At 71.8% G+C, this 22,911-nt stretch carries 17 protein-coding genes; 5 read left to right on the top strand and 12 right to left on the bottom strand.

What is annotated here, in order from left to right; translation table 11 throughout:
- Positions 1-184: 184 nt before the first annotated feature.
- The 11 genes from ACPXB1_RS17085 to mraZ form a co-directional block, all read right to left on the bottom strand.
- Positions 185-1,003 (bottom strand): cell division protein FtsQ/DivIB, encoded by an 819-nt coding sequence (locus ACPXB1_RS17085; RefSeq protein ID WP_355593016.1) that lies wholly within the window; start codon positions 1,001-1,003, stop codon positions 185-187.
- Entirely contained in the window at positions 1,000-2,565 is a 1,566-nt protein-coding gene (gene murC, locus ACPXB1_RS17080; protein WP_355630449.1) for a UDP-N-acetylmuramate--L-alanine ligase, read from the bottom strand. The genes ACPXB1_RS17085 and murC overlap by 4 nt, the downstream gene beginning before the upstream one ends.
- Entirely contained in the window at positions 2,562-3,668 is a 1,107-nt protein-coding gene (gene murG, locus ACPXB1_RS17075) for an undecaprenyldiphospho-muramoylpentapeptide beta-N-acetylglucosaminyltransferase (protein ID WP_053658093.1), read from the bottom strand. Before murG ends, murC begins: the two co-directional genes overlap by 4 nt.
- Positions 3,668-5,095 (bottom strand): FtsW/RodA/SpoVE family cell cycle protein, encoded by a 1,428-nt coding sequence (locus ACPXB1_RS17070; RefSeq protein WP_425735538.1) that lies wholly within the window; start codon positions 5,093-5,095, stop codon positions 3,668-3,670. Before ACPXB1_RS17070 ends, murG begins: the two co-directional genes overlap by 1 nt.
- A 343-nt stretch (positions 5,096-5,438) precedes the next feature.
- Positions 5,439-6,563: a phospho-N-acetylmuramoyl-pentapeptide-transferase gene (mraY, locus tag ACPXB1_RS17065; RefSeq protein ID WP_053658091.1), complete on the bottom strand. Its 1,125-nt coding sequence runs from the start codon at positions 6,561-6,563 to the stop codon at positions 5,439-5,441.
- The gene (locus tag ACPXB1_RS17060; protein WP_355630446.1) at positions 6,560-7,957 is read right to left on the bottom strand and encodes a UDP-N-acetylmuramoyl-tripeptide--D-alanyl-D-alanine ligase; all 1,398 of its coding nucleotides are present in this window, start codon (positions 7,955-7,957) and stop codon (positions 6,560-6,562) included. Before ACPXB1_RS17060 ends, mraY begins: the two co-directional genes overlap by 4 nt.
- Positions 7,954-9,516, bottom strand: coding sequence for a UDP-N-acetylmuramoyl-L-alanyl-D-glutamate--2,6-diaminopimelate ligase (locus ACPXB1_RS17055; protein ID WP_425735509.1), 1,563 nt, complete (start codon positions 9,514-9,516; stop codon positions 7,954-7,956). The genes ACPXB1_RS17060 and ACPXB1_RS17055 overlap by 4 nt, the downstream gene beginning before the upstream one ends.
- A gap of 52 nt (positions 9,517-9,568) precedes the next feature.
- On the bottom strand, positions 9,569-11,776 hold the full coding sequence (locus tag ACPXB1_RS17050) for a peptidoglycan D,D-transpeptidase FtsI family protein (RefSeq protein WP_425735508.1): 2,208 nt from the start codon (positions 11,774-11,776) through the stop codon (positions 9,569-9,571).
- Between the two features lie 3 nt (positions 11,777-11,779).
- Positions 11,780-12,382 carry a hypothetical protein gene (locus tag ACPXB1_RS17045; RefSeq protein WP_355593027.1) on the bottom strand — a complete coding sequence of 201 codons (603 nt, stop codon included), beginning with the start codon at positions 12,380-12,382 and terminating at the stop codon, positions 11,780-11,782.
- Between the two features lie 59 nt (positions 12,383-12,441).
- Entirely contained in the window at positions 12,442-13,482 is a 1,041-nt protein-coding gene (gene rsmH / locus ACPXB1_RS17040; protein ID WP_355593029.1) for a 16S rRNA (cytosine(1402)-N(4))-methyltransferase RsmH, read from the bottom strand.
- A gap of 203 nt (positions 13,483-13,685) precedes the next feature.
- Positions 13,686-14,117: a division/cell wall cluster transcriptional repressor MraZ gene (gene mraZ / locus ACPXB1_RS17035; protein ID WP_053658083.1), complete on the bottom strand. Its 432-nt coding sequence runs from the start codon at positions 14,115-14,117 to the stop codon at positions 13,686-13,688.
- Positions 14,118-14,472: 355 nt separating this feature from the next.
- On the opposite strand from mraZ, the gene ACPXB1_RS17030 reads away from it, so the two are divergent.
- From ACPXB1_RS17030 to ACPXB1_RS17020, 3 genes are read left to right on the top strand one after another with little or no spacing between them, the layout of a single operon-like run.
- Positions 14,473-15,720, top strand: a complete 1,248-nt coding sequence (locus ACPXB1_RS17030) for a MurT ligase domain-containing protein (RefSeq protein WP_053658081.1) — start codon at positions 14,473-14,475, stop codon at positions 15,718-15,720.
- On the top strand, positions 15,710-16,429 hold the full coding sequence (locus ACPXB1_RS17025) for a type 1 glutamine amidotransferase (protein ID WP_053658079.1): 720 nt from the start codon (positions 15,710-15,712) through the stop codon (positions 16,427-16,429). The genes ACPXB1_RS17030 and ACPXB1_RS17025 overlap by 11 nt, the downstream gene beginning before the upstream one ends.
- Positions 16,330-17,109, top strand: a complete 780-nt coding sequence (locus tag ACPXB1_RS17020; RefSeq protein ID WP_425735537.1) for a TVP38/TMEM64 family protein — start codon at positions 16,330-16,332, stop codon at positions 17,107-17,109. The genes ACPXB1_RS17025 and ACPXB1_RS17020 overlap by 100 nt, the downstream gene beginning before the upstream one ends.
- A gap of 176 nt (positions 17,110-17,285) precedes the next feature.
- On the opposite strand, the gene leuS is transcribed toward ACPXB1_RS17020, so the two are convergent.
- The gene (gene leuS / locus ACPXB1_RS17015) at positions 17,286-20,126 is read right to left on the bottom strand and encodes a leucine--tRNA ligase (protein ID WP_355630829.1); all 2,841 of its coding nucleotides are present in this window, start codon (positions 20,124-20,126) and stop codon (positions 17,286-17,288) included.
- Positions 20,127-20,557: 431 nt separating this feature from the next.
- On the opposite strand from leuS, the gene ACPXB1_RS17010 reads away from it, so the two are divergent.
- Together ACPXB1_RS17010 and ACPXB1_RS17005 are read left to right on the top strand one after the other, a co-directional pair.
- A complete protein-coding gene (locus ACPXB1_RS17010) occupies positions 20,558-21,610 on the top strand; it encodes an AAA family ATPase (RefSeq protein ID WP_053658073.1) in 1,053 nt (350 codons plus the stop codon).
- A gap of 1 nt (position 21,611) precedes the next feature.
- Positions 21,612-22,910 (top strand): DUF58 domain-containing protein, encoded by a 1,299-nt coding sequence (locus tag ACPXB1_RS17005; protein WP_355593035.1) that lies wholly within the window; start codon positions 21,612-21,614, stop codon positions 22,908-22,910.
- Position 22,911 lies beyond the last annotated feature (1 nt).

Raw genomic sequence — 22,911 nt, 5'->3', positions numbered from 1 at the left:
CCGACAACAGCTGTCACCAGCGAGGATCAGAGGTGAACCCTCACCCTCTACTAGAGGCTTACAGTTATGTCAACCACTGATCCTCTTCGGGGCAACGTAAGCGCCGCCGCCCGATGAGCCAAGGACCTGACCGGCGTGTCGCAGCCGGAGCGCGACTCGTCACGTCCCCGTACCCCTGCGTCGGTCAGCGGAAGGTCACCACATCCGGTGAGCTCACGTCGATGCGGTCGGCGTCCTCGTCGAGCAGCGAGGTGGCCACCCGGGCCTTGTCCGCGCCGCGCGTCGCGTCGCCCCAGACGACCGTACGGTCGCCACGCAGCCGCAGGTTGATCCGCGCCAGGCTCTCCACGCTCACGTCCACCAACTCGGCGCGCAACTGCGGAGTCAACGCCGCCAGCACCTCCAGCCCGGCCCGGGTGCCCGGGTCGTCGGCGGCGGGCCGGACCACCCGTACCAGCGGCAGCTCGGCGGGGCGGCGGCCCACCGTCTGGAACGCCACGCCGCTGCCGTCGATCAGGGCGAACACCGCACCCTGCGGCACCGCTGCCACCGGCGTCCGTTCGGTCACCCGGACCACGAGCGCGCCCGGCCAGTCCCGGGACACAGTGGCCCGCTCCACCGGCGCCAACGCACCGACCCGACGCTCGGCCGCGGCCAGGTCCACACGGGCCAGCGGCACCCCGTCGGGCACCCCCACCGCGTCGCGCACCTCCACCGGGGTGACGAGCTGCGCACCCTCCACAGTCACCGCACGGACCCCGAACAGCCCGGTACCCAACACCGTCCAGGCCACAAGCCCGAGCAGCGCCAGTACCCCGGCGGCGGCCGCCCACGGCAGCGCCGCGCGCATCCGACGCTGCCGGGCCCGCGCCATGAACCTGCGGGTCGACGGTGGCACGGCGTCGCTGCTGGCCCGGACCAGCTGCCAACGCCGTACCGGGCCGCGTCGTGGTTTGCCGCCCTCGGCGCCGCTGGTCCGCCCACGGGCGGGGCCGGGGCTCATCCGGCCGGGGGTGCCGCACCGTCCGGTGCGGCGGCGCCGCCGAGGGCCGCACCGTCACCACCGGCGGTGGACCCGCCGGGCACCGGCTGGCCGATCGCCGGGGTGGTCGCCACCGGATCGACTGTCGCTGTCGACACCGAGCCCGGGGTACGCGCGCCGAGGGCGGCCAGCAACTCGTCACCCATCAACGAGATCGGCGGGGCGCCCATTGTCACCACGACGTCCCCGGAGCGGGCCCGACGAGCCACCTCGACAGGCGCCGCCTCCCACGAGTCGACGAAGACCTTCCGCTCGGCCGGCAACGGCACCGCCTCGATAAGCGCCGCCGAGCCCTCGCCGGGCTGGCGCAGCTCCCCCGGCCCGAAGACCTCAAGCAGCACCACCTCGTCGGCGATGGCCAGCGCGTCGGCGATCTCCGCCTGGTTGTCGCGGGTCCGGTACAGCCGGTACGGCTGGAAGACCACTATCAGCCGCCCGTCCCCGGCTACCTCCCGCAGTGTCTGCAACGCCAGCGTCATCGAGGTCGGGTGGTAGGCGTACTCGTCGTAGACGAGCACGCCGTCCGCGACGCCCTTGCGCTCGAAGCGCCGCCGCACGCCGGGAAACACCGCAAGCGCCGCCTCCGCGGCCTCCAGAGGCAGCCTCAGCAGGTACGCCGTCAGCACCGCCGAGGCGCTGTTGAGCCCCATGTGCCGACCCGGCACCGGCAGCCGGAACTCGCCGAGCGACCGCCCGTCGATCGCGGCCAGGTAGCGCACCCCGCGCGCCGACGAGACGATCTCGGTGAGCCGCAGGTCGGCGTCCTCCGCCGCGCCGTACGTGTGGACCCGCCGCCCCTCGGCGCGCAGCGTCGCCGCCAGCCGCCGGCCACCCGGGTCGTCGGCACAGGTGATGATGAACCCGTCCGGGTCGGTGAGCCGGGCGAACTCGACGAACGCCGCCTCGAGCGTCGCGTAGTCGCCGTAGGTGTTGAGGTGGTCCGGCTCGACGTTCGTGATGATCGAGACGTACGGGCGGTAGATGAGGAACGAGCGGTCGCTCTCGTCCGCCTCGACCACGAAGTGTTCACCGGTGCCGTGGTGCGCGCCCGAGCCGACCTCGGAGATCTCCCCGCCGATCACGAACGACGGGTCCACACCGGCCTGCTGGAACACCATCGTCACCATCGACGTGGTGGTGGTTTTGCCATGGGTGCCGGCCACAGCGATCGCACGACGGCCGGTCATCGCCGCGGCGAGGGCCTCCGAGCGGTGCAGCACCCGCAGGCCACGCCGGCGCGCCTCGACGATCTCCAGGTGGTCCTGCGGGATGGCCGAGGAGTAGACAACGGTGTCCACACCGTCGAGGTTCGTCGTCTCGTGGCTGAGGTAGATGGTGCCGCCGAGCGCCCGCAGCCCCGCCAGTGACGGCCACTCCCGCAGGTCGCTGCCGGAGACCCGGATGCCCCGGGTGAGCAGCAGTCGGGCCACGCCCAGCATTCCCACCCCACCGACGCCGATCAGGTGGACGGTGCCCAGGTCCTCGGCGGTGAGCGTGCCGGCCGGGGTGAACTGCGCGGTCATCGGGCCACCGCCTCGAGAACGAAGGAGCGCAGCGCCTCGTCACCGTCGCGCCGCCCGTACGCCGACGCCGCGGCGCCCATCGTGTACAGCCGCTGCGGATCGCGGATCAGCGGGATGACGGCCCGCTCCAGCCAGTCCGGGGTGAGTTCCGCGTCGTCGACGAGCAGTCCGCCACCGGCCTCGACCACGGGCAGGGCGTTGCGCTTCTGCTCCTGGTTGCTGTGCGGGTACGGCACGAAGATCGTCGGCAGGCCGATGGCGGCCACCTCGGCGACGGTCATCGCCCCGCCCCGGGCCAGCATCAGGTCGGCGGCGGCGTAACCCAGCTCCATGTCCGACAGGTACGGCAGCGTCACGTACGGCACCGGGAGGTCCGTGGGGATCGGCACCGGCTCGTTGCGGGCGCCCATCACGTGCAGCACCTGCACACCGTTGCGGGCCAACTCCTTGGCGGCGCCGGAGACGGCCAGGTTTACCGAGCGGGCACCGGACGAGCCACCGGCGACGAACAGCACCGGCAGGTCCGGGCGGAGCCCGAAGTGGGCGCGGGCGGCGTCGCGCAACGCGTGCCGGTCCAACGAGGCGATGGAACGACGCAGCGGCACACCGACCACGGTGGCGTGCCGGAGCGCCTCGGCCTGGCTCGGCTGGTGCGGAAAGCCGACAGCGATGTTCTTTGTGAACTTCATGCCCAGCCGATTGGCAACCCCCGGCGGCACGTTCACCTCGTGGATCACCATGGGCAGCTCACGCCGCCACGCGGCCAGGTAGGCCGGCACCGACACGTACCCGCCGAAGCCGACGACCACGTCGGCCCGCACCTCGTCGATGACCTTGCCCGCCGCGCGCGCCGCGGTCCACATCCGACCCGGGGTACGGACCAGGTTCATGTTCACCGACCGGGGCAGCTGGTACGCCGGGATCTGCCGCAGGTCGTAGCCGTGCGGCGGGATCAGCTCGTTCTCCATGCCCTTCGGTGTGCCGAGGCAGGTGATCCGGACGCCGGGGTCGTGTCGGCGCAGGCAGTCGGCGAAGGCGAGCAGCGGGTAGATGTGCCCCCCGGTGCCACCTCCCGCGAGCACCACCGAACGCAGCGGACCCATCAGCGTCTCCTCTCGCTCGCCGACCCCGTACGGCTCCGGCCCTGCCGGACGCCGCGCGATGCGGCCTTGTCGTCCTGTCGCCGCTCACGGGACCGGGGCACTGACCCTCGGCCAGCCGGCGGCGTCGCCGGTCGGCGACGTCGGCCGGGAAGCGGCGGCAACGGGGCCCAGAGTAGTCGGACCCACCGGGCCGGCGGACGGGCATGCAGTGCTCTGGCCGCATCGGGTTCGGCGCGGGCGAAGGACGCCAGCATGCCGATGCCGGCCAACGTCACGACCAGGGCACTTCCGCCGTCGGAGATGAACGGCAGCGGCAGCCCGGTGATCGGCAGCAGCCCGACCACCCCACCGATATTGATCACCGCCTGGCTCACCAGCCAGGTGGTGACGGCGGCGGCGGCGAGGCGCCGGAACGGGTCGTCGACGCGCCTGGCGATCCGCAGCCCGGTGTACGCGAGCACCGAGAACAGGCTCAGCACCACAGCGCAGCCGATGACGCCCAGCTCTTCGGCGATGATCGCGAAAATGAAGTCGTTGTGCGCCTCGGGCAGCCAGTCCCACTTGAGGCTGCTCTTGCCCAGCCCGACGCCGAACCAGCCGCCGTGCTCGATGGCCAGTCGCCCCTGATAGAACTGGTAGCAGGGGTCGCCGCACTGGTCCGGTGGCGGCGGGTTGAGAAACAGGGTGAGCCGCGCCAGCCGGTAGTTCTCCGCGCCGCGCTCGCCGGACCCGGCGCCCAGCGAGGCCACCGCGACGAGCAGGCCGACGCCGAGCAGGCCGACGACTGTCAGCGCGCCGAAGACCCGCATCCGCACCCCGGCTGCCCAGAGCAGACCGACCACCAGGGCCAGCAGGCAGAGCATGGTGCCCACGTCGTTGTAGCCGACAAGCACGAAGAGCAGGCCCATCACCGGAAACAGCGGGGTGGCCAGCTCGCGCCACCAGCCCAGCGCCGCACCCTTGCGGGCGACCACGTGCGCGCCCCACAACACGAGCGCGAACTTGGCGAACTCGGAGGGCTGCACCTGGATCCCGCCGATGAACAGCCACAGCAGCCGCGCCTCGATCGGGCCGATCAACGCCGAATCCCGATCGGTAAGCCGGGCGTACGCGAGCAGCAGGTTGAGCACCAGCAGCAGCCCGATCGAGACGATCAGCAGTGGCCGGCCCAGCGAACGGTAGGTGCTGGCGGGCAGGCGCTGGCAGACCCAGAACGCGCCGATGCCGATCACCGCGAAGATGGCCTGCTTGGTCACCGACGCCGAGGCGTTGCCGCCCACTGCGTAGTCCTTCACGCTGGTCGCCGAGAAGACCATCGTCAGCCCGATCAGCAGCAGCAGGCCGGCGCTGGACAGCAGCAGGTAGTAGGAGGCCAGCGGCCGGTCCAGCAGCCCCCGCAGCGCGGCAAGCCCGCCGGCGGCGTCCAGCCCGCGCAGCGGCGCCCCGGTCGGCGTGTCCGGCCCGGCTTCGCGCCGCGCGGCCCCCGGTTCCGGGCCACGCGCGTCGTCCGGTGGCGGCGCGCCGGCCTCAGCGGTCCGCGCCCCGCCCGTTGAGCGTCGCGGTCGCCCGCCCGTCCTGTCCTCAGTGCCGAGTTCCTCCCCCACCCCGACATCATCACCGCTGGACGCACCCGACAGGCCCACAACGCCCCACCGGGCGTGTCGGGCCCTCTCCCCCACGCGATCTTGCACTTTCGGCCCGGACAGAAGCCGCAGAACGATACATTCCACGGTCCGAAAGTGCAAGATCGCGGGGAGGGTGGGGTGGGGGTCAGGTCATGTTCGCGAGGAACTCGCTGTAGAACAGGCCCAGGGCTATTGCCACGCCTATGCCGGCGATGATCCAGAACCGGACCACGATGTTGACCTCGCTCCAGCCGGCCAGCTCGAAGTGGTGCTGGAGCGGCGACATCCGGAAGACACGTTTGCCGGTGGTCCGGAACGAGATGATCTGGATCACCACGGACATCGTGATGATCACGAAGAGGCCGCCGATGATCGGCAGCAGCAGGATGGTCCGGGTGGACATCGCCATACCGGCGATCAGGCCGCCCAGGCCCAGCGCCCCGGTGTCACCCATGAAGATCCGTGCCGGGGACGTGTTCCACCAGAGGAAGCCCACACAGGCCCCGGCCGCGGCCCCGGCTATCAGCGCGATCTCCAACGGGTCACGCACGGCATAGCAGTACGACTGGGTGTAGCTCGGGTCGGCGCACCAGTGCCGGTACTGCCAGAACGCGATGAGCGCGTACGCGGCCAGGACCATCACCGAGGCGCCGGTGGCCAGACCGTCAAGGCCGTCGGTGAGGTTCACGCCGTTCGTCGCGCCCATCACCACGAAGATGAAGATGATCACCGCGCCGACCTTGCTGACCTCCAGGGCGTCGATGTCCCGGATGAAGCTCAGCGTGGTGCTGCCGACCGTCTCGGTGTTCGTCACAGCGCCCGACGCGTCGGTCATGGTGCTCGGGAAGTACAGCGCCACCACACCGAAGACCGCGCCGACGAGGATCTGACCGAGCAACTTGCCACGCTTGTTCAGCCCGGCGCTGTTGCGCTTGCGCACCTTGAGGAAGTCGTCGAGGAAACCGACCGCCCCGGAGAACACCATGAGCCCCAGCAGCACCAGCGCGGTGATCGTCGGCTCGACCTGGGCGATCTGCGCGTCGGGAAGCGTGGTCAGAGCCAGGTGCCCGGCCACGTACGCGATGACAGTGGCCAGGATGAAGACCACGCCGCCCATCGTGGGCGTGCCCTTCTTGCCCTGGTGCATGGCCGGGCCGTCGGAGCGGATCGGCTGACCGGCCTTGAGCCGGGTGAACACCTTGATGGCGATCGGGGTGCAGAAGAGAGAGACGAGGAAGGCCACCCCGATGGCGACGATGACCGCCCTCATCGGGTGGATTCCCCGGCGGCGTCGGCGCGCAGCGCGTCGACCACCTCCCAGGTCCGATACCGGGAGCCCTTGACCAGGACGACATCGCCCGGCCGTAACTCGCTCCGCAGCACCTCGACGGCCGCCGCCTGATCGGTGAGCAGCACCGACTCTCCTCCCCAATTCGCTACCGCTGTCGCGCCTTCGTGGATCGGCGCGGCCGGCTCACCCACCACGAGCAGCCGGTCGACGCCCAGCTCGGCCGCGAGTCGGCCGACCTCCAGGTGGCCGTCCCGCTCGAACGGGCCCAGCTCGGCCATGTAACCGAGCACCGCGACGGTACGCCGCCCCTCGCCGAGGCTGGCAAGCGCCCGCAGCGCGACAGCCATCGAGGCCGGGTTGGCGTTGTACGAGTCGTCGACGACAGTGACCCCGTCGGGCCTGTCGAAGACGTCCATCCGCCGGGTCGAGACCAACACCAGCTCACCGAGCGCCGTGGCCAGCTCGGCCAGCGGCATGCCCAACTCCCGGGCGACCGCTGCGGCGGCGAGGGTGTTGCCGACCTGGTGGCGGCCTGTCAGCCCGAGCCGCACCGGCGCGCGCCCCTCCGACGTCACAAGGGTGTACGACGGGTGCCCGCGCTCGTCGAGCGTGACGTCCTCGGCCCGTACGTCGGCGTCCGCCGCCTCGCCGTAACGCACCACCCGCGCCCGGGTACGGCTCGCCATCGCGGACACCCGTGGGTCGTCGGCGTTGAGGACGGCCAGCCCGTCGGGCGGAAGCGCCTCGACCAGTTCGCCCTTGGCCTGCGCGATGGCGTCCTGGGAGCCGAACTCGCCGATGTGCGACGTCCCGACGTTGAGCACCACCGAGATGCGGGGCGGCACCAGCTCGCACAGGTAACGCACGTGCCCGATCCCGCGGGCGCCCTTCTCCATCACCAGGTAGCGGGTGCCCGGGTCGGCCTGCAACGCGGTGTACGGGTGCCCCAGCTCGTTGTTGAACGAGCCGGGCGGCGCCACAGTGGCCCCGAGCCGGGTGGTGAGCTGACCGATCAGGTCCTTCGTGGTGGTCTTGCCCGACGAGCCGGTCACGCCGATCACGGTCAGCTCGGGCAACCGGTCGACGGCGGCGCGGGCCAGCCGGCCCATCGCGGCCAGCGCGTCGTCGACGAGCACCATCGGCACCCCGGGCACCTCGCGGGTGCCGAGGACCGCCACCGCGCCGGCCGCCATCGCCGTCTCCGCGTAGTCGTGCCCGTCGACCTTCTCACCGGGGAAGGCCACGAAGAGCGAGCCGGCCCCCACCTTGCGCGAGTCGAACTCGACAGGGCCGCTGACGGTAGCGTCCGGGTCGGCGGCCACGAGCCGTCCGTGCACCGCCTCGGCCACCTCGGCCAGGCTCAGGGCGATCATCGCTGACCTGCCGTGTCGCCGAACCGTGCCCGCAGCGCGCCGGCCAACTCGACGCTGTCGTCGAACGGGAGCACCTCGCCGGCCACCTCCTGGCCTCGCTCGTGGCCCTTGCCGAGCAGCGCGATGACGTCGCCCGGCTCGGCGAGCCGGACCGCCTCGTCGACAGCGGCGCGGCGACCTGCCACCTCGATGATCCGGGCCGGCGTGCCGGCCGCGTACGCCCCGGCGAGCACCTCGGCGCGGATCTCCGCCGGATCCTCGGTACGCGGATTGTCGTCGGTCACCAGCACCACGTCGGCCCCCTCCGCCGCGGCGGCGCCCATCACCGGCCGCTTGCCCCTGTCCCGGTCCCCGCCGGCACCGATCACACAGATCAACCGGCCGGCACTCAGCTCGCGCAGCGCCGTCAGCGCCGCCACTATCGCGTCGGCCTTGTGCGCGTAGTCGACGACCCCGCGCACCGGCCCGGCGACGTCGACAAGTTGCAGGCGACCGGGTACGCCACCGCAGGCGGCCACGCCGGTCGCCGCGGTCTTCGGGTCCACCCCGGCACCCACGAGCGCGGCGATTGCCAGCAGCGCGTTGGCGATGTTGTGCCGGCCGGGCAGCGCCACTCCGGCGGCAAGCGCCACGCCGTCCGGGCCGTGCGCGGTGAACCGCTGCGCGTACCCCTCGCCGCCCACGCCGTCGGCCCACCAGGTCGCAGCCTGGTCGCCGGCCGCCGAGTAGCTGACCGTCGCCGGCTTGTAGAGCGGCTTGAGCGCCGCGTCGTCGTGGTTGAGCACCTCGACCGCGCACCGGCCGTCGAAGAGCTGCGCCTTTGCCGCGAAGTAGTCGGCCGTGTCGGCGTGGAAGTCCAGGTGGTCGGAGCCGAAGTTGGTGTAGCCGCCGACGGTGAACCGGACCCCGCCCACCCGGCCCATCGCCAGCGCGTGGCTGGAGACCTCCATGACGACGGCTGTCACGCCGCGCTCGCGGGCGGTGGCGAGCATCGCGTGCAGGTCCGTCGCCTCGGGCGTGGTACGCACGCTGTCGATCACCAGGTCGCCGAGCCGGGTCTCCACGGTGCCGATCAGCCCGGTGGTGTGCCCGGCCGCCCGCAACCCCGACTCGATCAGGTACGCCGTGGACGTCTTGCCCGCCGTGCCGGTCACGCCGATGACTGTGAGCGCGGCGGTCGGGTCGCCGTAGACGGCCGACGCCAGCTCGCCGAGCACCGCACGCGGGTCCGCAACCACCAGCGCGGGCAGGCCGGTCCCCGCCGCCAGCTCCGCGCCGGCCGGATCGGTCAGCAGGGCCACGGCACCCGCCTCGGCCGCCCCGGCGGCGAACTCCGCGCCGTGCCGGCGGGCGCCGGGCAGCGCCGCGTACAGGTCGCCGGGGCGGACCTCCTGGCTGGCGTGGGTCGCCCCGGTGACGACCATGTCGGCGGCGTCCGCCGGAAGGTCGACAGCGATCCGGGCGGCGAGATCACCGAGCCGTAGGCCGGTCACGGTACGTGGACGTGGATTGCCGGGCACGGCGTCAGACCCTACCCGGTCGTCCGGTTCCGGCCGCACAGCCGCCCCGGTGGTTCGTCGGCACTCACCGATGATGTCCCGCCATTGCTGCTCAGCGCGGATAGACCACGAACTTGGGTGCCGAACCACTCGCCGAAGGCGGAATCCGGTTGTGACGCAGCGTGAACTGCATCATGTCCCGGAAGGCCGGTCCGGCGATCGCCGCGCCACCGCCGGAGGGCGCGTACACGAAGACGGCGATCACGTACCGGGGCTTCTCGGCGGGGGCCATGCCGATGAAGGAGGACACCTCGCCGGGCTGCTTCTTGCCGTCCACAAGCCGCCAGCCGGTGCCTGTCTTACCGGCGACCCGGTAGCCGGGGACCGCGGCGGTGACACCGGTGGCGCCGTCGACAGTGGTGACCGCCTCCAGCATGGTGCGCAGGGCCGCCGCGTTCTGCGGGCTGAGCACCGAACGGGTCACCGGGGTCGGCCCGGGAGTGCGCTTGCCGTCCGGGTCGATGGTCTCCTTGACCAGGTGCGGCTGCACGTACGTGCCGTCGTTGGCGATGGCGGCGTACGCGGCGGCCATCTGCAGTGGCGTGGCGTCGACGCTGTGCCCGATCGGCACCGACCCGCGCGACGATTCGCTCCACTCGTCGGCGGGCAGGAGCCGCCCGCTGGCCTCGCCGGGAAGACCCTCGCGGGTGGGCTGGCCCAGCCCGAACCGCTTCTGGTAGTCGATCAGCCGGTCCGGCCCGAGCCGGTCGGCGATGGTGATGGTGCCGACGTTCGACGAGTAGGCGAGCATCCCCGGAATGCTCATCTTCCGGCCGTTGGCGCGGTGGGTGTCGGAGAACCAGGTGTCACCCTTCTTGATGCTGTTGGCGATGGGCAGCGTGGTGTCCGGGGTGATCACCCCCTCCTGGAGCGCCGCGCCGAAGGTGATCGCCTTGTGCACCGAGCCGGGGTCCACCACGAAACTCGTCGCGGCGTCCTCCCGGGCGACCGGGTCACTGTCCGCCGGCTTCTTCGCGTCGTACGTGGGGTGGCTCGCCTGGGCCAGCACCTCACCGGTGGGCACGTCGATGATCACCGCAGCGGCGGTGCCGCCGCGCTGCTGCGCCATCCCCGCACTGAGGATCTGTTGCGTCTTGAACTGAAGGTCCCGGTCGATGGTCAGGCACAACGAGCTGCCCGGGTTGGCCGGAGTGGTCTGGCTGTAGCCGCCGGGGATCGGCGCGGCCAGGTCGCTGCGGCCCGCCTCGTACACCCGTTTGCCGTCCTGACCGGCGAGCTGCTCGTCGTAGCGGGCCTCCAGCCCTTCCAACCCGACCATGTCCTGGCTTGTGAAACCGATGAGGTTGGCCGCCAGGTCACCACCGGGGACCTCGCGGCGTTCGTCGCGGTGCACCCCGATGCCGGGCAGTTCCAGCGCCAGCACCTGCTTGGCTGTCGGGATCTCCACACCGCGCGCCAGGTACTCGAACCGGGACGGCTTGCCGTTCTCCAGCTTGCGGGGCTTCATGAGCGTGGTGAGCTTGGAGACCGGGATGCCGAGCAGCGGGGAGAGCGCCTTCGCGGTGGCGGGCACGTCCTCGATCTCGACCGGGTCGGCGAAGACGTACCGCGCCTCGACGCTGTGGGCGAGCGGCTCGCCGGTGCGGTCGTAGATCGCCCCGCGCGGCGCTGGCAGCTCCACGGTGCGGGTCCGGTCGGCGACGCCCGCCCCGGCGTACGCCGGGGCGTCGACCGCCTGTAGGAAGATCAGCCGGATCCCGATGGTGACGAACAGCGCCAGGGTGAGCACTGTGCCAAGCCGCAACCGCAGGCGCGGGTCGGCGAGCTTCGGCGGGCGCGGCGGCTTGCGTGACGGCCGCCGGGCCGCCGGGCGGTCGGTGCGGCCGGGCGTCCTCGGCGTGGTCCGGCGACGCGGCGGCGGCTCGTCGCCGGCCGGGCGTCGCGGGGTACGCGGCGCGACGGTGCGCACCACGCCGCCACGTCCGGCAGCCGGGGCGTCGCGCCGGCCGGACCGGGCGGCGGCGCGACCGCCGTCGAGCACCTGCAACGCGGGGCGGAACGGGTCGCCGGACCGGGTGCTGCGCGGGGTACGTCGCTGCTCGGCGCCCCCGCCGCGCGCCGGCGTGCCGCGCTCCTCGCGGACCGTCCGACCCCTCGGGGTGTACGCCCGCGCGCCGGAGATGCCTCCGATGCCCGGCTCGTCGGCCCGAGGCTCCCCGTCGGCGGGGTTGGCGTCACGCGAAGAGCCGCGCCGGGTTCCCTTGGGATCCCGGCGCGGCTCGTCCGACCTTGGCGGCACCGGTCAGCCTCCCGCACCCTGACTGGTCACCGACGGCTCACCGGTCGCCGGCTTCGGCACGCCGATGGACTTTCCGTCCGGCAACCGGATGTACGCCGGCTCGACGTCCACCAGACCCAGCCGCCGCGCCTCGGCGGTCAGGTTGCCGGGTGCCTTCGCCTCGGCGATCTGCTTGTCCAACTGCTGCTTCTCCAGGTCCAGCCGGGCCTGCTGCTGCTGCAGCTTCTCCAGCCGGAACGCGTTCTCGTTGATCTTGGTGTTGACCGCCAGGATGCCCAGCACCCCGCCGACGACCAGCACCACGATCAGCGCCGCGAACGGCGCACGCGGCACCGACACCGGCGGCGGAGGCGCCACCCGCAGTCGGGGCGGGCGGGCGCTGGGCGCGGCGGTGGCCTTCTCGGCCGGTCGCAGCGCGGCGCTGCCCTGGGTGGGAAACTCGCGCGCCCCCCGGGCGCGAGCCTCCCCCTGCCGGTTGACTCGATCGATGCGTGGCGTACCGTTCTCCACGCGCGTGGCTCGCTCCGCCGCGGTCCGGCCCCCCGACCGCGGTGCGCGCTGCCCGCCACCGGTTACGCCCCGGCGGTCGCGCTTGTCAATGCTCATGTCCCCTCCCCCTCAACGTCCGTCCCTCTGCGGGTCGACGTCTGCGGACCCCCCACGGATCACGCAGACCCCGTCCCCGGTTGGTGCATCCCCTTCACCCTTCGGCGGGACCGTTCGCGGTCGGTCCGCCCCTGCTCTGTCGCGTTCGGATCGAGTCGTTCCGCTGCCCGCAACCGCACCGAGGCGGCACGCGGGTTCGCGGCGACCTCCGCCTCCCCAGGAAGCTCCGCGCCCCGGCTGAGAAGCCGGAACGTCGGACCTGACCCGGGAAGTTCGACCGGGAGGTCGATCGGGCCCTTACTGCGGACCCGATCCGCGAGCGCCGCCTTGGTGAGCCGGTCCTCCAGCGAGTGGTAGGACAGGACCACCATGCGACCGCCCACGGTCAGTGCGTCGAGGGCAGACGGCAGCGCTGTCTCCAGCGCTGCCAGCTCTCTGTTTACCTCGATCCGCAAAGCCTGAAACGTTCTCTTTGCCGGGTGTCCACCCGTTCGTCGCGCTGGTGCCGGAATCGAGTCCCGAACCAGCTCCGCCAGCCGCGCCGACGAGGTGATCCGGGCACGTTCCCGCTCCCGGATGATCGCCGAGGCGATCCGGCCGGCGAACTTCTCTTCGCCGTAGACCCGCAACACACGGGCCAGATCCGGATGGGCGTAGGTGTTGACCACCTCCTCGGCGGTCACCCCCCGCGTCTGGTCCATCCGCATGTCAAGCGGAGCGTCCTGTGCGTAGGCGAACCCGCGGTCGGGCGCGTCCAACTGCAACGACGAGACACCCAGGTCGAACAGGATCCCGTCGATGCCCGGATAGCCAAGCCGGGCCAGCACGTCCGGCAACTCGTCGTAGACGGCGTGCTCCAGGTGCACCCGGTCAGCGAAACGCGCCAGCCGGACCCGCGCATGAGCGAGCGCCTCGGTGTCCCGGTCGAGCCCGATCAGGACCGTCTCCGGGTGCGCCTCCAGCACCGCCTCCGCATGCCCGGCCAGGCCGAGCGTCGCGTCGACGTGGATCGTCCGGCCGCCTCGACCCAGCGCGGGGGCCAGCAGCTCGAGGCACCGCTCGAGCAGCACCGGCACGTGCGTGCCGCGTAGCTCCCCCATGTTGACCCCCACTGGTTGAAACGTCCGTTCTTCTCCTGCGTCTGTCGTGGCGACGGCGCTGCCGTCGTACCGCCAGATCCCCATCCGCTCCCGCCGGCCACCGGACCACCCGATGACTGGATCGTGCGCCTGGCACCGGGGAAGGGATGCCAGGAACTCGAAAGCGGCTGGAGATCTCGCAGTACGTCGGGCGCCGTTCCGCCCTACAGTCCGCCGGGCAGCACCCCCTCCTCGATGTCGGCGAAATCGTCTTCGCTCTCGGCGAGGTAGGTCTCCCAGGCGCCCTTGTCCCAGATCTCCACCCGAGTGCTCGCGCCGATCACCACAAGGTCCCGGTCAAGCGCGGCGTACTCCCGCAGGTGGGCTGGGATTGTCACCCGGCCCTGCTTGTCAGGCACCTCGTCGTGCGCGCTGGCGAAGAAGACCCGGCTGTAGGCCCGGGCCGCCTTGTGTGTCATCGGCTGCGCGCGCAACTGCTCCGCGATGCGCTGGAACTCGGGTGTCGGAAAGACATAGAGACAGCGATCCTGCCCTTTGGTTACCACGACACCCCCCGCCAGCTCATCCCGGAACTTCGCCGGAAGGATCAACCGGCCTTTGTCGTCCAGGCGCGGAGTATGGGTGCCGAGGAACATCGGCCCAACCCCCTCGCCCTGAAGCGGCGTTCGCGGCGCCGCTGACCCCCCGGGCCGGTGAGCCCTCCCGGCCTCACCATTGGGCCCCACTCTACTCCACTTCCCTCCACCTGCAACCAGAATCGCCCGCGTGGCGTGGCCGATCGCCGGGTAAAACAGCACGTCACGCGGGGTGGAGCGGAGTGGAGGGCTGGAGGGCCGACCGGGCGCGGTCCGCTTTCCGACATAGATCGACTCCGTCCGGTGGAGGCCGACCCGGCCGCCCACACACCCACCACGGCCGAACGGTTCGGCGTCGGCGGCGATCTGGTGGGGTCGCCGGTCCGGTAACCTCGCTCGCGTGACGGACGCGAAAATGCCCCTACGGGCGAAGGTGGCCAGCTCCGTGTCACGGACCGCCGCAGCGCTCTCCCGAGCGGCCGGACGTGGCGACGGTTCGGTGATCGGCGGGTGGATCGGGCTGAAGATCGACCCGGATCTGCTGGCGCACCTGTCGGCCGGACGTGCCATCGCGCTCGTCTCCGGCACCAACGGCAAGACCACCACCACCCGGCTGACAGCCGCCGCAGTCGGCGTGCTCGGGCGTGTCGCCACCAACTCCTTCGGCGCGAACATGCCCACCGGGCACACCTCCGCGTTGGCGAAGGCCGGCAGCACCCCGTACGCGGTGCTGGAGGTCGACGAGCACTACCTGGCCCAGGTGCTGGAGTCGACAGAGCCACACGTGGTAGCACTGCTGAACCTCTCCCGCGACCAGCTCGACCGCGCCAAGGAGGTCGCCATGATGGCGCAGCTCTGGCGTGCGGCGCTGGTCCGGCACACGAACGTACGGGTGGTGGCCAACGCCGACGACCCGATGGTGGTGTGGGCAGCCACCCCACCCGCCGACCCGGCCAGCGGCATCAACCCGCCGCACGTGACCTGGTTCAGCGCCGGCCAGCGCTGGCACGACGACTCCTGGGTCTGCCCCGAGTGCGGTTCCACGATCCAGCGCTCCGGTGACCAGTGGTGGTGCACGGGCTGCGCGCTGCGCCGACCGGAGCCGCAGTGGGTAGTCGAGGACGAGGGCGTGCTCGACCCCACCGGCGCCTGGCACAAGGTCTCCCTCCAGCTGCCCGGCAAGGTCAACCTCGGCAACGCGGCGACCGCGCTGGCCGTGGCCGCCGAATTCGGCGTACGCCCCGTCGACGCGGTGTCCCGCCTCGGCATCGTCACGTCGGTGGCCGGCCGTTACGCACAGGTCGAGAAGGACGGGCGCAACATCCGGCTGCTGCTGGCCAAGAACCCGGCCAGTTGGCTGGAGGCGTTCGACATGGCCGACGAGGCGCCGACACTGCTCTCCATCAACGCGCGCGACCCCGACGGTCTGGACACCTCCTGGCTCTTCGACGTCGACTTCGCCCCGCTGCGCGGGCGGCAGGTGCTGATCACCGGCGACCGGGCGTACGACCTGGCGGTCCGCTTGGACGTCAACGACGTGCCGTTCCAGCATGTGCGCACCTTCAGCGACGCGATCCGGTCGGTCCCGCCCGGGCGGCTGGAGGTCATCGCGAACTACACAGCGTTCCAGGACATCCGAGCGGAGTTGGACCGTGTCAACTGAGAGCCTGCGCATCGTCTGGATCTACCCCGACCTGCTCTCCACCTACGGCGATCGGGGCAACGCGCTGATCCTGGCCCGGCGGGCCCGCCAGCGCGGCATGCCGGTCGAGGTGCTGGAAGTCCGCTCCGACCAGCAGCTGCCCGCGACCGCCGACATCTACCTGGTCGGCGGCGGTGAGGACGGCCCGCAGGCGCTGGGCGCGCAGCGGCTGATCGCCGACGGCGGCCTGCACCGGGCGGTCGCCCAGGGTGCCGTGGTGTTCGGCGTCTGCGCCGGCTACCAACTGCTCGGCACGTCGTTCTTCGCCAAGGGCGTGCAGTGCCGTGGCCTGGAGTTGCTGGATCTGCAGTCCGACCGGGGCCCCAGCCGTGCCGTCGGCGAGCTGGCCGGTGAGATCGACCCTCGCCTGGGCCTGCCCGCGTTGACCGGTTTCGAGAACCACGGTGGCCGCACCCACCTCGGCCCGGAGGTTTCCCCACTGGCCCGGGTCAGCGCCGGCGTCGGCAACGACGGCACCACCGAAGGTGCCTGGCGCGGCAAGCTCCTCGGCACGTACTCCCACGGCCCCGCACTGGCCCGCAACCCGGCCCTGGCCGACCTGCTGCTGCGCTGGGCCACCGGGGCGCACCAGCTCCCGCCGCTGGACGACACCTGGTCGGACCGGCTCCGCGCGGAGCGCCGCACCGCAGTGGCCGCCGCCCGGGCATGATCCGCGCCGTCCGGCGGCTGCTCCGGCAGCCGTCGGCCGCCCGGTTCACCCTTCTCGTGCTGCTGATCGGCACCTGCGGTCTGCTGCTGCTCCTGGTGCCCCGACCCGATCTGGCGGAGCTTCCCCGGCTGGCCGACCAGCTCGGTGGCCTCGCCCCCGTGGCGGCGATCGTCGGCGGGGCGCTGCTGCTTGTCGCGCTGGTCCCCCGGACCTTCGTCACGCTCGCCGCGGGCGCGATCTTCGGCCCTCTCGAAGGTGCCGCCTACGCCCTGGGCGCCGCCCTGGTGGCGGCGGCCATCGGGTTCACCGTCGGCCGGCTGCTGGGTCGGGACTTCGTCGCGGAGCGGGTCCGCGGCAGACTGGCCCGCCTCGACAGATGGTTCGCGCGGCAGAGCGTGTTCGGGGTGGTCACCGTCCGGCTGCTGCCGATCGCCGGCTTCGGCCTGGTGAGCTACGGCTACGGCACCACCGCCGCCCGGCTGGCGCCGTTCCTGACCGGCAGCGTGATCGCGTCCGCGCCGACCGCCTTCGGGTACGCAGCGATCGGTGCGGCCGTCAGCACCCCCGGCCAGATCAACTGGTACGCCGCCGCCCCCGCGAGCCTCGGCCTGATCGCCAGCCTGGTGCTGCTCCACCAGTGGTGGCGCGCCGAACGGCAACGGCGGGCGCTGCAGGGCTGACCCCCGGCCCAGGCCGACCCCAGGCGCAAGCCCTCGGCCTCCGGATGTCGGTGTGTCGCGGTCGCCGGCACCCAATACCAATGAGCGTGATGACTCAGAGGCATCAAAATGCCTCTGAGTCATCACGCCCCTGACAGTGTCCGCAGGCGCGGACGTCACGCTCGGTCACACCGGGCTCAGGCGACGACCGACACCATCCGACCCGGGACCACGATGACCTTGCGAGGCTCCTTGCCGGCCAGGGAGGACGCCACCGCGTCCAGGGCTGCCGCGCGTACGGCCTCCTCGGGCGAGTCGGCCGGGACCTCGATGCGGCCCCGGACCTTGCCGTTGACCTGCACCGGATACGTGACGGTGTCGGCCACCAGCAGCGCCGGGTCGGCGGTCGGGAAGTCCGCGTACGTCAGCGAGGTGTCGTGGCCCAGCTTGCGCCACAGTTCCTCGGCCACGTGCGGGGCGAATGGCGCCACCATCAGCACCAGCGGCTCGGCAACCTCACGGGGCGTCGCCGACAGGCCGGTCAGCCCGTTGGTCAGCTGGATCAGCTTCGCGATCGCCGTGTTGAACCGGATGCCGTCCATGTCGCCACGGACCCCGTCGATCACCTTGTGCAGCAGTCGCCGGGTCGCCTCGTCGGCCGGGTCGTCGGTGACCCGCACCGCGCCGGTCTGCTCGTCGACGATCGCCCGCCAGACGCGCTGCAGGAACCGGTACGAGCCGACCACGGCCCGGGTCTCCCAGGGGCGGGACACCTCCAGCGGACCCATCGACATCTCGTACACCCGGAAGGTGTCGGCACCGTACGCGGCGCACATGTCGTCGGGGGTCACCACGTTCTTCAGGGACTTGCCCATCTTGCCGTACTCGCGGTTGACCACCAGGTCGTCCAGGTAGTACGCGCCGTCACGCTCGACGACGTCCTCGGCCTGCACGTAGCTGCCGCGCGAGTCGGTGTACGCGTACGCCTGGATCATGCCCTGGTTGAACAGCTTGCGGAACGGCTCGAACGACGACACGTGCCCCAGGTCGAACAGCACCTTGTGCCAGAACCGCGCGTACAGCAGGTGCAGCACGGCGTGCTCGGCACCGCCGACGTACAGGTCGGTGCCCCCGCAGTCGCCCTCGCCGCGCGGGCCCATCCAGTACCGCTCGTTCTCCTCGTCGACGAAGCGCTCGGAGTTGGTCGGGTCCAGGTAGCGCAGCTCGTACCAGCAGGAGCCGGCCCACTGCGGCATCACGTTGGTCTCGCGGGTGTAACGCTTCGGCCCGTCGCCCAGGTCCAGCTCCACCTCGACCCAGTCGCGGCGACGCGACAGCGGGGTCTCCGGGTTGGAGGCCGCGTCGTCCGGGTCGAACGTCTTCGGGGAGAAGTCCTCCACCTCCGGCAGCTCGACCGGCAGCATCTCCTCCGGCAGGGCGATCGCGGCACCGGTCTCGTCGTAGACGATCGGGAACGGCTCACCCCAGTAGCGCTGCCGGGAGAACAGCCAGTCCCGCAGCCGGTAGGTCACCGCGCCCGTACCGTGGCCGTTGGCCTCCAGCCAGGCGATGGTCGCCGCCTTGGCGTCGGCGACCCCCAAGCCGTTCAGGTCCAGGCCGCGCTCGGGCGCGGCGCTGTTGATGGCCGGGCCGTCACCTGTGTACGCCTTGCCGTCGAAGCCCTCCGACGGCTGCACGGTACGGACGATGGGCAGCTCGAAGACCTCGGCGAACGCCCAGTCCCGCTCGTCCTGCGCGGGCACCGCCATGATCGCGCCGGTGCCGTAGCCGGCCAGCACGTAGTCGGCGATGAAGATCGGGATCTGTCCGCCGGTGACCGGGTTGGTGGCGTATGCGCCGATGAAGACGCCCGTCTTCTCCTTGGTGTCGGACTGCCGCTCGACGTCGGTCTTGGCGGCCGCGTCCTTGCGGTACGCCTCGACGGCGGCCCGGGGGTTGGCGTGCCCGCCGGTCCAGGCGTCCCTGGTGCCCTGCGGCCAGGCGGCCGGCACCAGCGCGTCGACCAGCTCGTGCTCGGGCGCCAGCACCATGTAGGTGGCACCGAAGATGGTGTCCGGTCGGGTGGTGAACACCCGCACCGGTGCCTGCGCGGTCGGGAAGTCGATGTGCGCGCCGGTGGAGCGACCGATCCAGTTGCGCTGCATCAGCTTGATCGGCTCGGGCCAGTCCAGGCTGTCCAGGTCGTCCAGCAGCCGGTCAGCGTACGCGGTGATCCGCATCTTCCACTGCTTCAGGCTGCGCTTGAAGACCGGGAAGTTGCCCCGGTCGGAGCGACCGTCGGCGGTGACCTCCTCGTTGGCCAGCACGGTGCCCAGCCCGGGGCACCAGTTCACCGGCGCCTCCGAGACGTACGCCAGCCGGTGGTCGTCGACGACCTTGCGGCGCTCGGCGACGCTCAGCTCCGCCCAGGGTCGGCCGTCCGGGGTGGGCCGGTTGCCGCCTTCGAACTCGGCGATCAGCTCGGCGATCGGGCGGGCCTTCGCGGCGTCGCGGTCGTACCAGGAGTTGAAGATCTGCAGGAAGATCCACTGCGTCCAGCGGTAGAAGTCGGTGTCGATCGTCGCCACCGAACGCCGCTCGTCGTGCGCCAGCCCCAGCCGGCGCAGCTGCGCCTTGTACCGCTCGATGTTCGCGACAGTGGTGGTCCGGGGGTGGGTGCCGGTCTGCACCGCGTACTGCTCGGCGGGCAGACCGAACGCGTCGAAGCCCATGGCGTGCAGCACGTTGCGCCCGGCCATCCGCTGGTAGCGGGCGTAGCAGTCGGTGCCGATGTAGCCCAGCGGGTGGCCCACGTGCAGGCCGGCGCCCGACGGGTACGGGAACATGTCCAGCACGTACAGCTTCTCCGCGCCGGCTCGCGGGTGATCCGGGTCGGCCAGCGGGCCGCTCGGATTTGGCGCGTGGAAGGTGCCCTCGCGCGCCCAGGTGTCCTGCCAACGGACTTCGATCTCGTCGGCCAGGGTCGCGGTGTACCGGAACGGGGGGATGTCGTCCGCCGGTGCGGCTGCCTCACTCATCGTCTCTCCTCGCTTCACTTCGCTTCGTCTCGGCACCGCCGGGCCGGGCCGGTCCTCTCGGCGCCGTCGGCGGCGAGCCGGCGGCGGGCACGAAAAAGCCCCTCGCGCAGGAGGGGCCGCCGTGCTGTCGCGCGATCAGCGCATCAGCACGGCCCGGTAAGAAGCAGGAAGACTCCGGCCATGTCCGGCAGTGTACCCCTGTCCCGAGGCGGACGGACCGGAGCCCGCACCGGCCGGAGCCGGTCCCCCGACTTGGCGAATATCCGTACGTAACCGACCGACTACCTGCGGGGGTCGGCGTTAGCGACAAACATGGTTAGCCTGAGAGGCCAGTGAGATTCCTGCGGCAAACGAGGCTCGGCGTCGCGAACCCAACGGCGGGTCCAGGTGCTCTCAACAGAGCTGCCGTGACGGCGACGAGGAGGAGGCCCGTGACACAACAGACCTGGGACGAGGTGGGCGGCCTACTGCCGCACGACGAGTTCCGCGCCGCCAGCGAGGCCATTGTGGCCAACATCGAGCAGGTCATCGAGGGCAAGACCGCCACCGTGCGGCTTGCCCTTGCCGTCCTTCTCGCCGAGGGCCATCTCCTCATCGAAGACGTTCCCGGCGTCGGCAAGACCAAGCTGGCCAAGGCCCTCGCTCGGTCCATCGACTGCACGGTGCGGCGCATCCAGTTCACCCCCGACCTTCTGCCCAGCGATGTCACCGGCGTCAGCGTCTACAACCAGGAGACGCACGACTTCGAGTTCCGTCCGGGTGCCGTCTTCGCCAACCTTGTCGTCGGCGACGAGATCAACCGGGCGTCGCCGAAGACCCAGTCGGCGTTGCTCGAGTGCATGGAGGAACGCCAGGTCACCGTCGACGGCGTTACCTACCAGCTGCAGACCCCGTTCATGGTGATCGCCACCCAGAACCCGATCGAGATGGAGGGGACGTACCCGCTGCCCGAGGCGCAGCGCGACCGGTTCACCGCCCGGATCGCGATGGGCTACCCGGACGTCAGCGCCGAACTGGCCATGCTCGACGGGCACGGCGCCACCGACCCGCTGCACGAGCTGCGGCCGGTCTCCGACGCGAACATCGTCCGGCAGCTCATCTCCACCGTCCGGCAGGTGCACGTCGCGGACGCGGTCAAGCAGTACGCGATCGACCTGGTGACCGCCACTCGCGAGGCCCCCGACCTGCGCCTCGGCGCGTCCCCCCGGGCGACCCTGCAGCTACTGCGGACCGCCCGGGCGGTCGCCGCCCTGGAGGGCCGCGACTACGTCCTCCCCGACGACCTGCAGGCCCTGGCGGTGCCGGTGCTGGCCCACCGCATCATCCCGACGGCCGACGCGCAGCTCGCCCGGCGTACCACCGACGCGATCGTCTCGGAGCTGGTGCACCGGCTGCCGCTCCCGCACGACCGGCAGCGCAACCCGTACGACACCCGGCCCGCCACCGGCAACGGTCGCGCCCCCTACGAGCCGCGGAGGCCGTGACGTGCGTGCCGGGCTGCGCGGTCTGACCACCCGCGGGCGCTCGTTCCTGGCCGCCGCCGCTGCGGCGGCCATCTCGGCCTTCATCCTGGGCGAGAAGGACCTGCTCCGGGTGGCAGTGCTGCTGGCCGTCCTTCCGCTGCTGGCCGCCGCCTACGTGGGGCGTAGCCGCTACAAGTTGGCCTGCAACCGGTCGCTGGACCCGCACCGGGTTCCGGTCGGGGCGAACTCGCGGGTGGTGCTGCGTCTGCAGAACCTCTCCCGTCTGCCCACCGGCACGCTGCTGCTGGAGGACCGGCTGCCCTACGCGTTGGGCAGCCGGCCACGGGTCGTGCTGGAGCGGCTCGGCGCCCACCAGGCCAGCTCTGTCGCGTACACGGTGCGCGCCGACGTGCGGGGCCGCTACGACGTGGGCCCGCTTGTGGTCCGGATGACCGACCCGTTCGGTCTCTGCGAGCTGACCCGCGCCTTCCCCAGCACCGACCACCTGACGGTCATCCCGCAGGTCACTCCCCTGCCGTCGGTCCGGCTCCCCGGGGAGTACGCGGGCAGCGGCGACAGCCGGGCCCGGTCGGTGGCGGTGCACGGTGAGGACGACGCGGCGACCCGGGAGTACCGGCGCGGCGACGACCTGCGCCGGGTGCACTGGAAGTCGACGGCGCGCACCGGTGAGCTGATGGTGCGCCGCGAGGAGCAGCCGTGGGAGAGCCGGGCCACTGTCGTCCTGGACACCCGCGCGTACGGCCACCGGGGTGACGGGCCGACGGCGAGTTTCGAGTGGGCGGTCTCCGCTGCCGCGAGCATCGCCGTGCACCTGCGCCAGTCCGGCTACAAGCTGCGCCTGGTCACCGGCTCGGGGGTGGACGTGGACGCCTCGGAGGGCGGCGGCGACGGTGTGCTGCTCGATCATCTCGCGGAGGTCCGGCTGGACCAGCGGGCCGAGCTGGCGGGCCTGGTGCAGCGGGTACGGCAACGCTCCGACGGCGGTCTGATCATCGGGCTGTTCGGCGCGGTGAGCGTGGCGGAGGCCGAGCTGCTGGCCGGGCTGCGCGGCAACGGCGCGACGTGCGTCGGGTTCCTGTTGAACAGCTCCGGGTGGCTCAGCCTGCCGGAGAAGGCCCGCGCCGAGGCGGAGCACGCGCACGGCGCTGCCGTTCTCGCCATGGTGCAGAGCGGTTGGCGGGTGGTCGGCGTCGACCACGGTGGCCGGCTGCCGGCGCTCTGGCCGCAGGCGGGCCGGGGTTCCCAGGGCTTCGCTATGCGCGCCGCGCTGGCCGAGACGGTCGCCGGCGGCGTGCGATGAA

The organism is Micromonospora sp. DT68, from assembly GCF_049847245.1.
Lineage (GTDB): Bacteria > Actinomycetota > Actinomycetes > Mycobacteriales > Micromonosporaceae > Micromonospora > Micromonospora profundi.
Note: the sequence above shows the minus strand (reverse complement) of the source record. Positions and strands in the feature narration are given on the sequence as shown.

Coding starts and splice junctions, on each gene's coding strand:
- ACPXB1_RS17030 (WP_053658081.1), top strand. CDS start 14,473: ATGCCCCTACGGGCGAAGGTGGCCAGCTCCGTGTCACGGACCGCCGCA.
- ACPXB1_RS17045 (WP_355593027.1), bottom strand. CDS start 12,382: ATGAGCATTGACAAGCGCGACCGCCGGGGCGTAACCGGTGGCGGGCAG.
- murC (WP_355630449.1), bottom strand. CDS start 2,565: ATGACCGCGCAGTTCACCCCGGCCGGCACGCTCACCGCCGAGGACCTG.
- murG (WP_053658093.1), bottom strand. CDS start 3,668: ATGGGTCCGCTGCGTTCGGTGGTGCTCGCGGGAGGTGGCACCGGGGGG.
- rsmH (WP_355593029.1), bottom strand. CDS start 13,482: ATGGGGGAGCTACGCGGCACGCACGTGCCGGTGCTGCTCGAGCGGTGC.
- mraY (WP_053658091.1), bottom strand. CDS start 6,563: ATGAGGGCGGTCATCGTCGCCATCGGGGTGGCCTTCCTCGTCTCTCTC.
- ACPXB1_RS17060 (WP_355630446.1), bottom strand. CDS start 7,957: ATGATCGCCCTGAGCCTGGCCGAGGTGGCCGAGGCGGTGCACGGACGG.
- leuS (WP_355630829.1), bottom strand. CDS start 20,126: ATGAGTGAGGCAGCCGCACCGGCGGACGACATCCCCCCGTTCCGGTAC.
- ACPXB1_RS17085 (WP_355593016.1), bottom strand. CDS start 1,003: ATGAGCCCCGGCCCCGCCCGTGGGCGGACCAGCGGCGCCGAGGGCGGC.
- mraZ (WP_053658083.1), bottom strand. CDS start 14,117: ATGTTCCTCGGCACCCATACTCCGCGCCTGGACGACAAAGGCCGGTTG.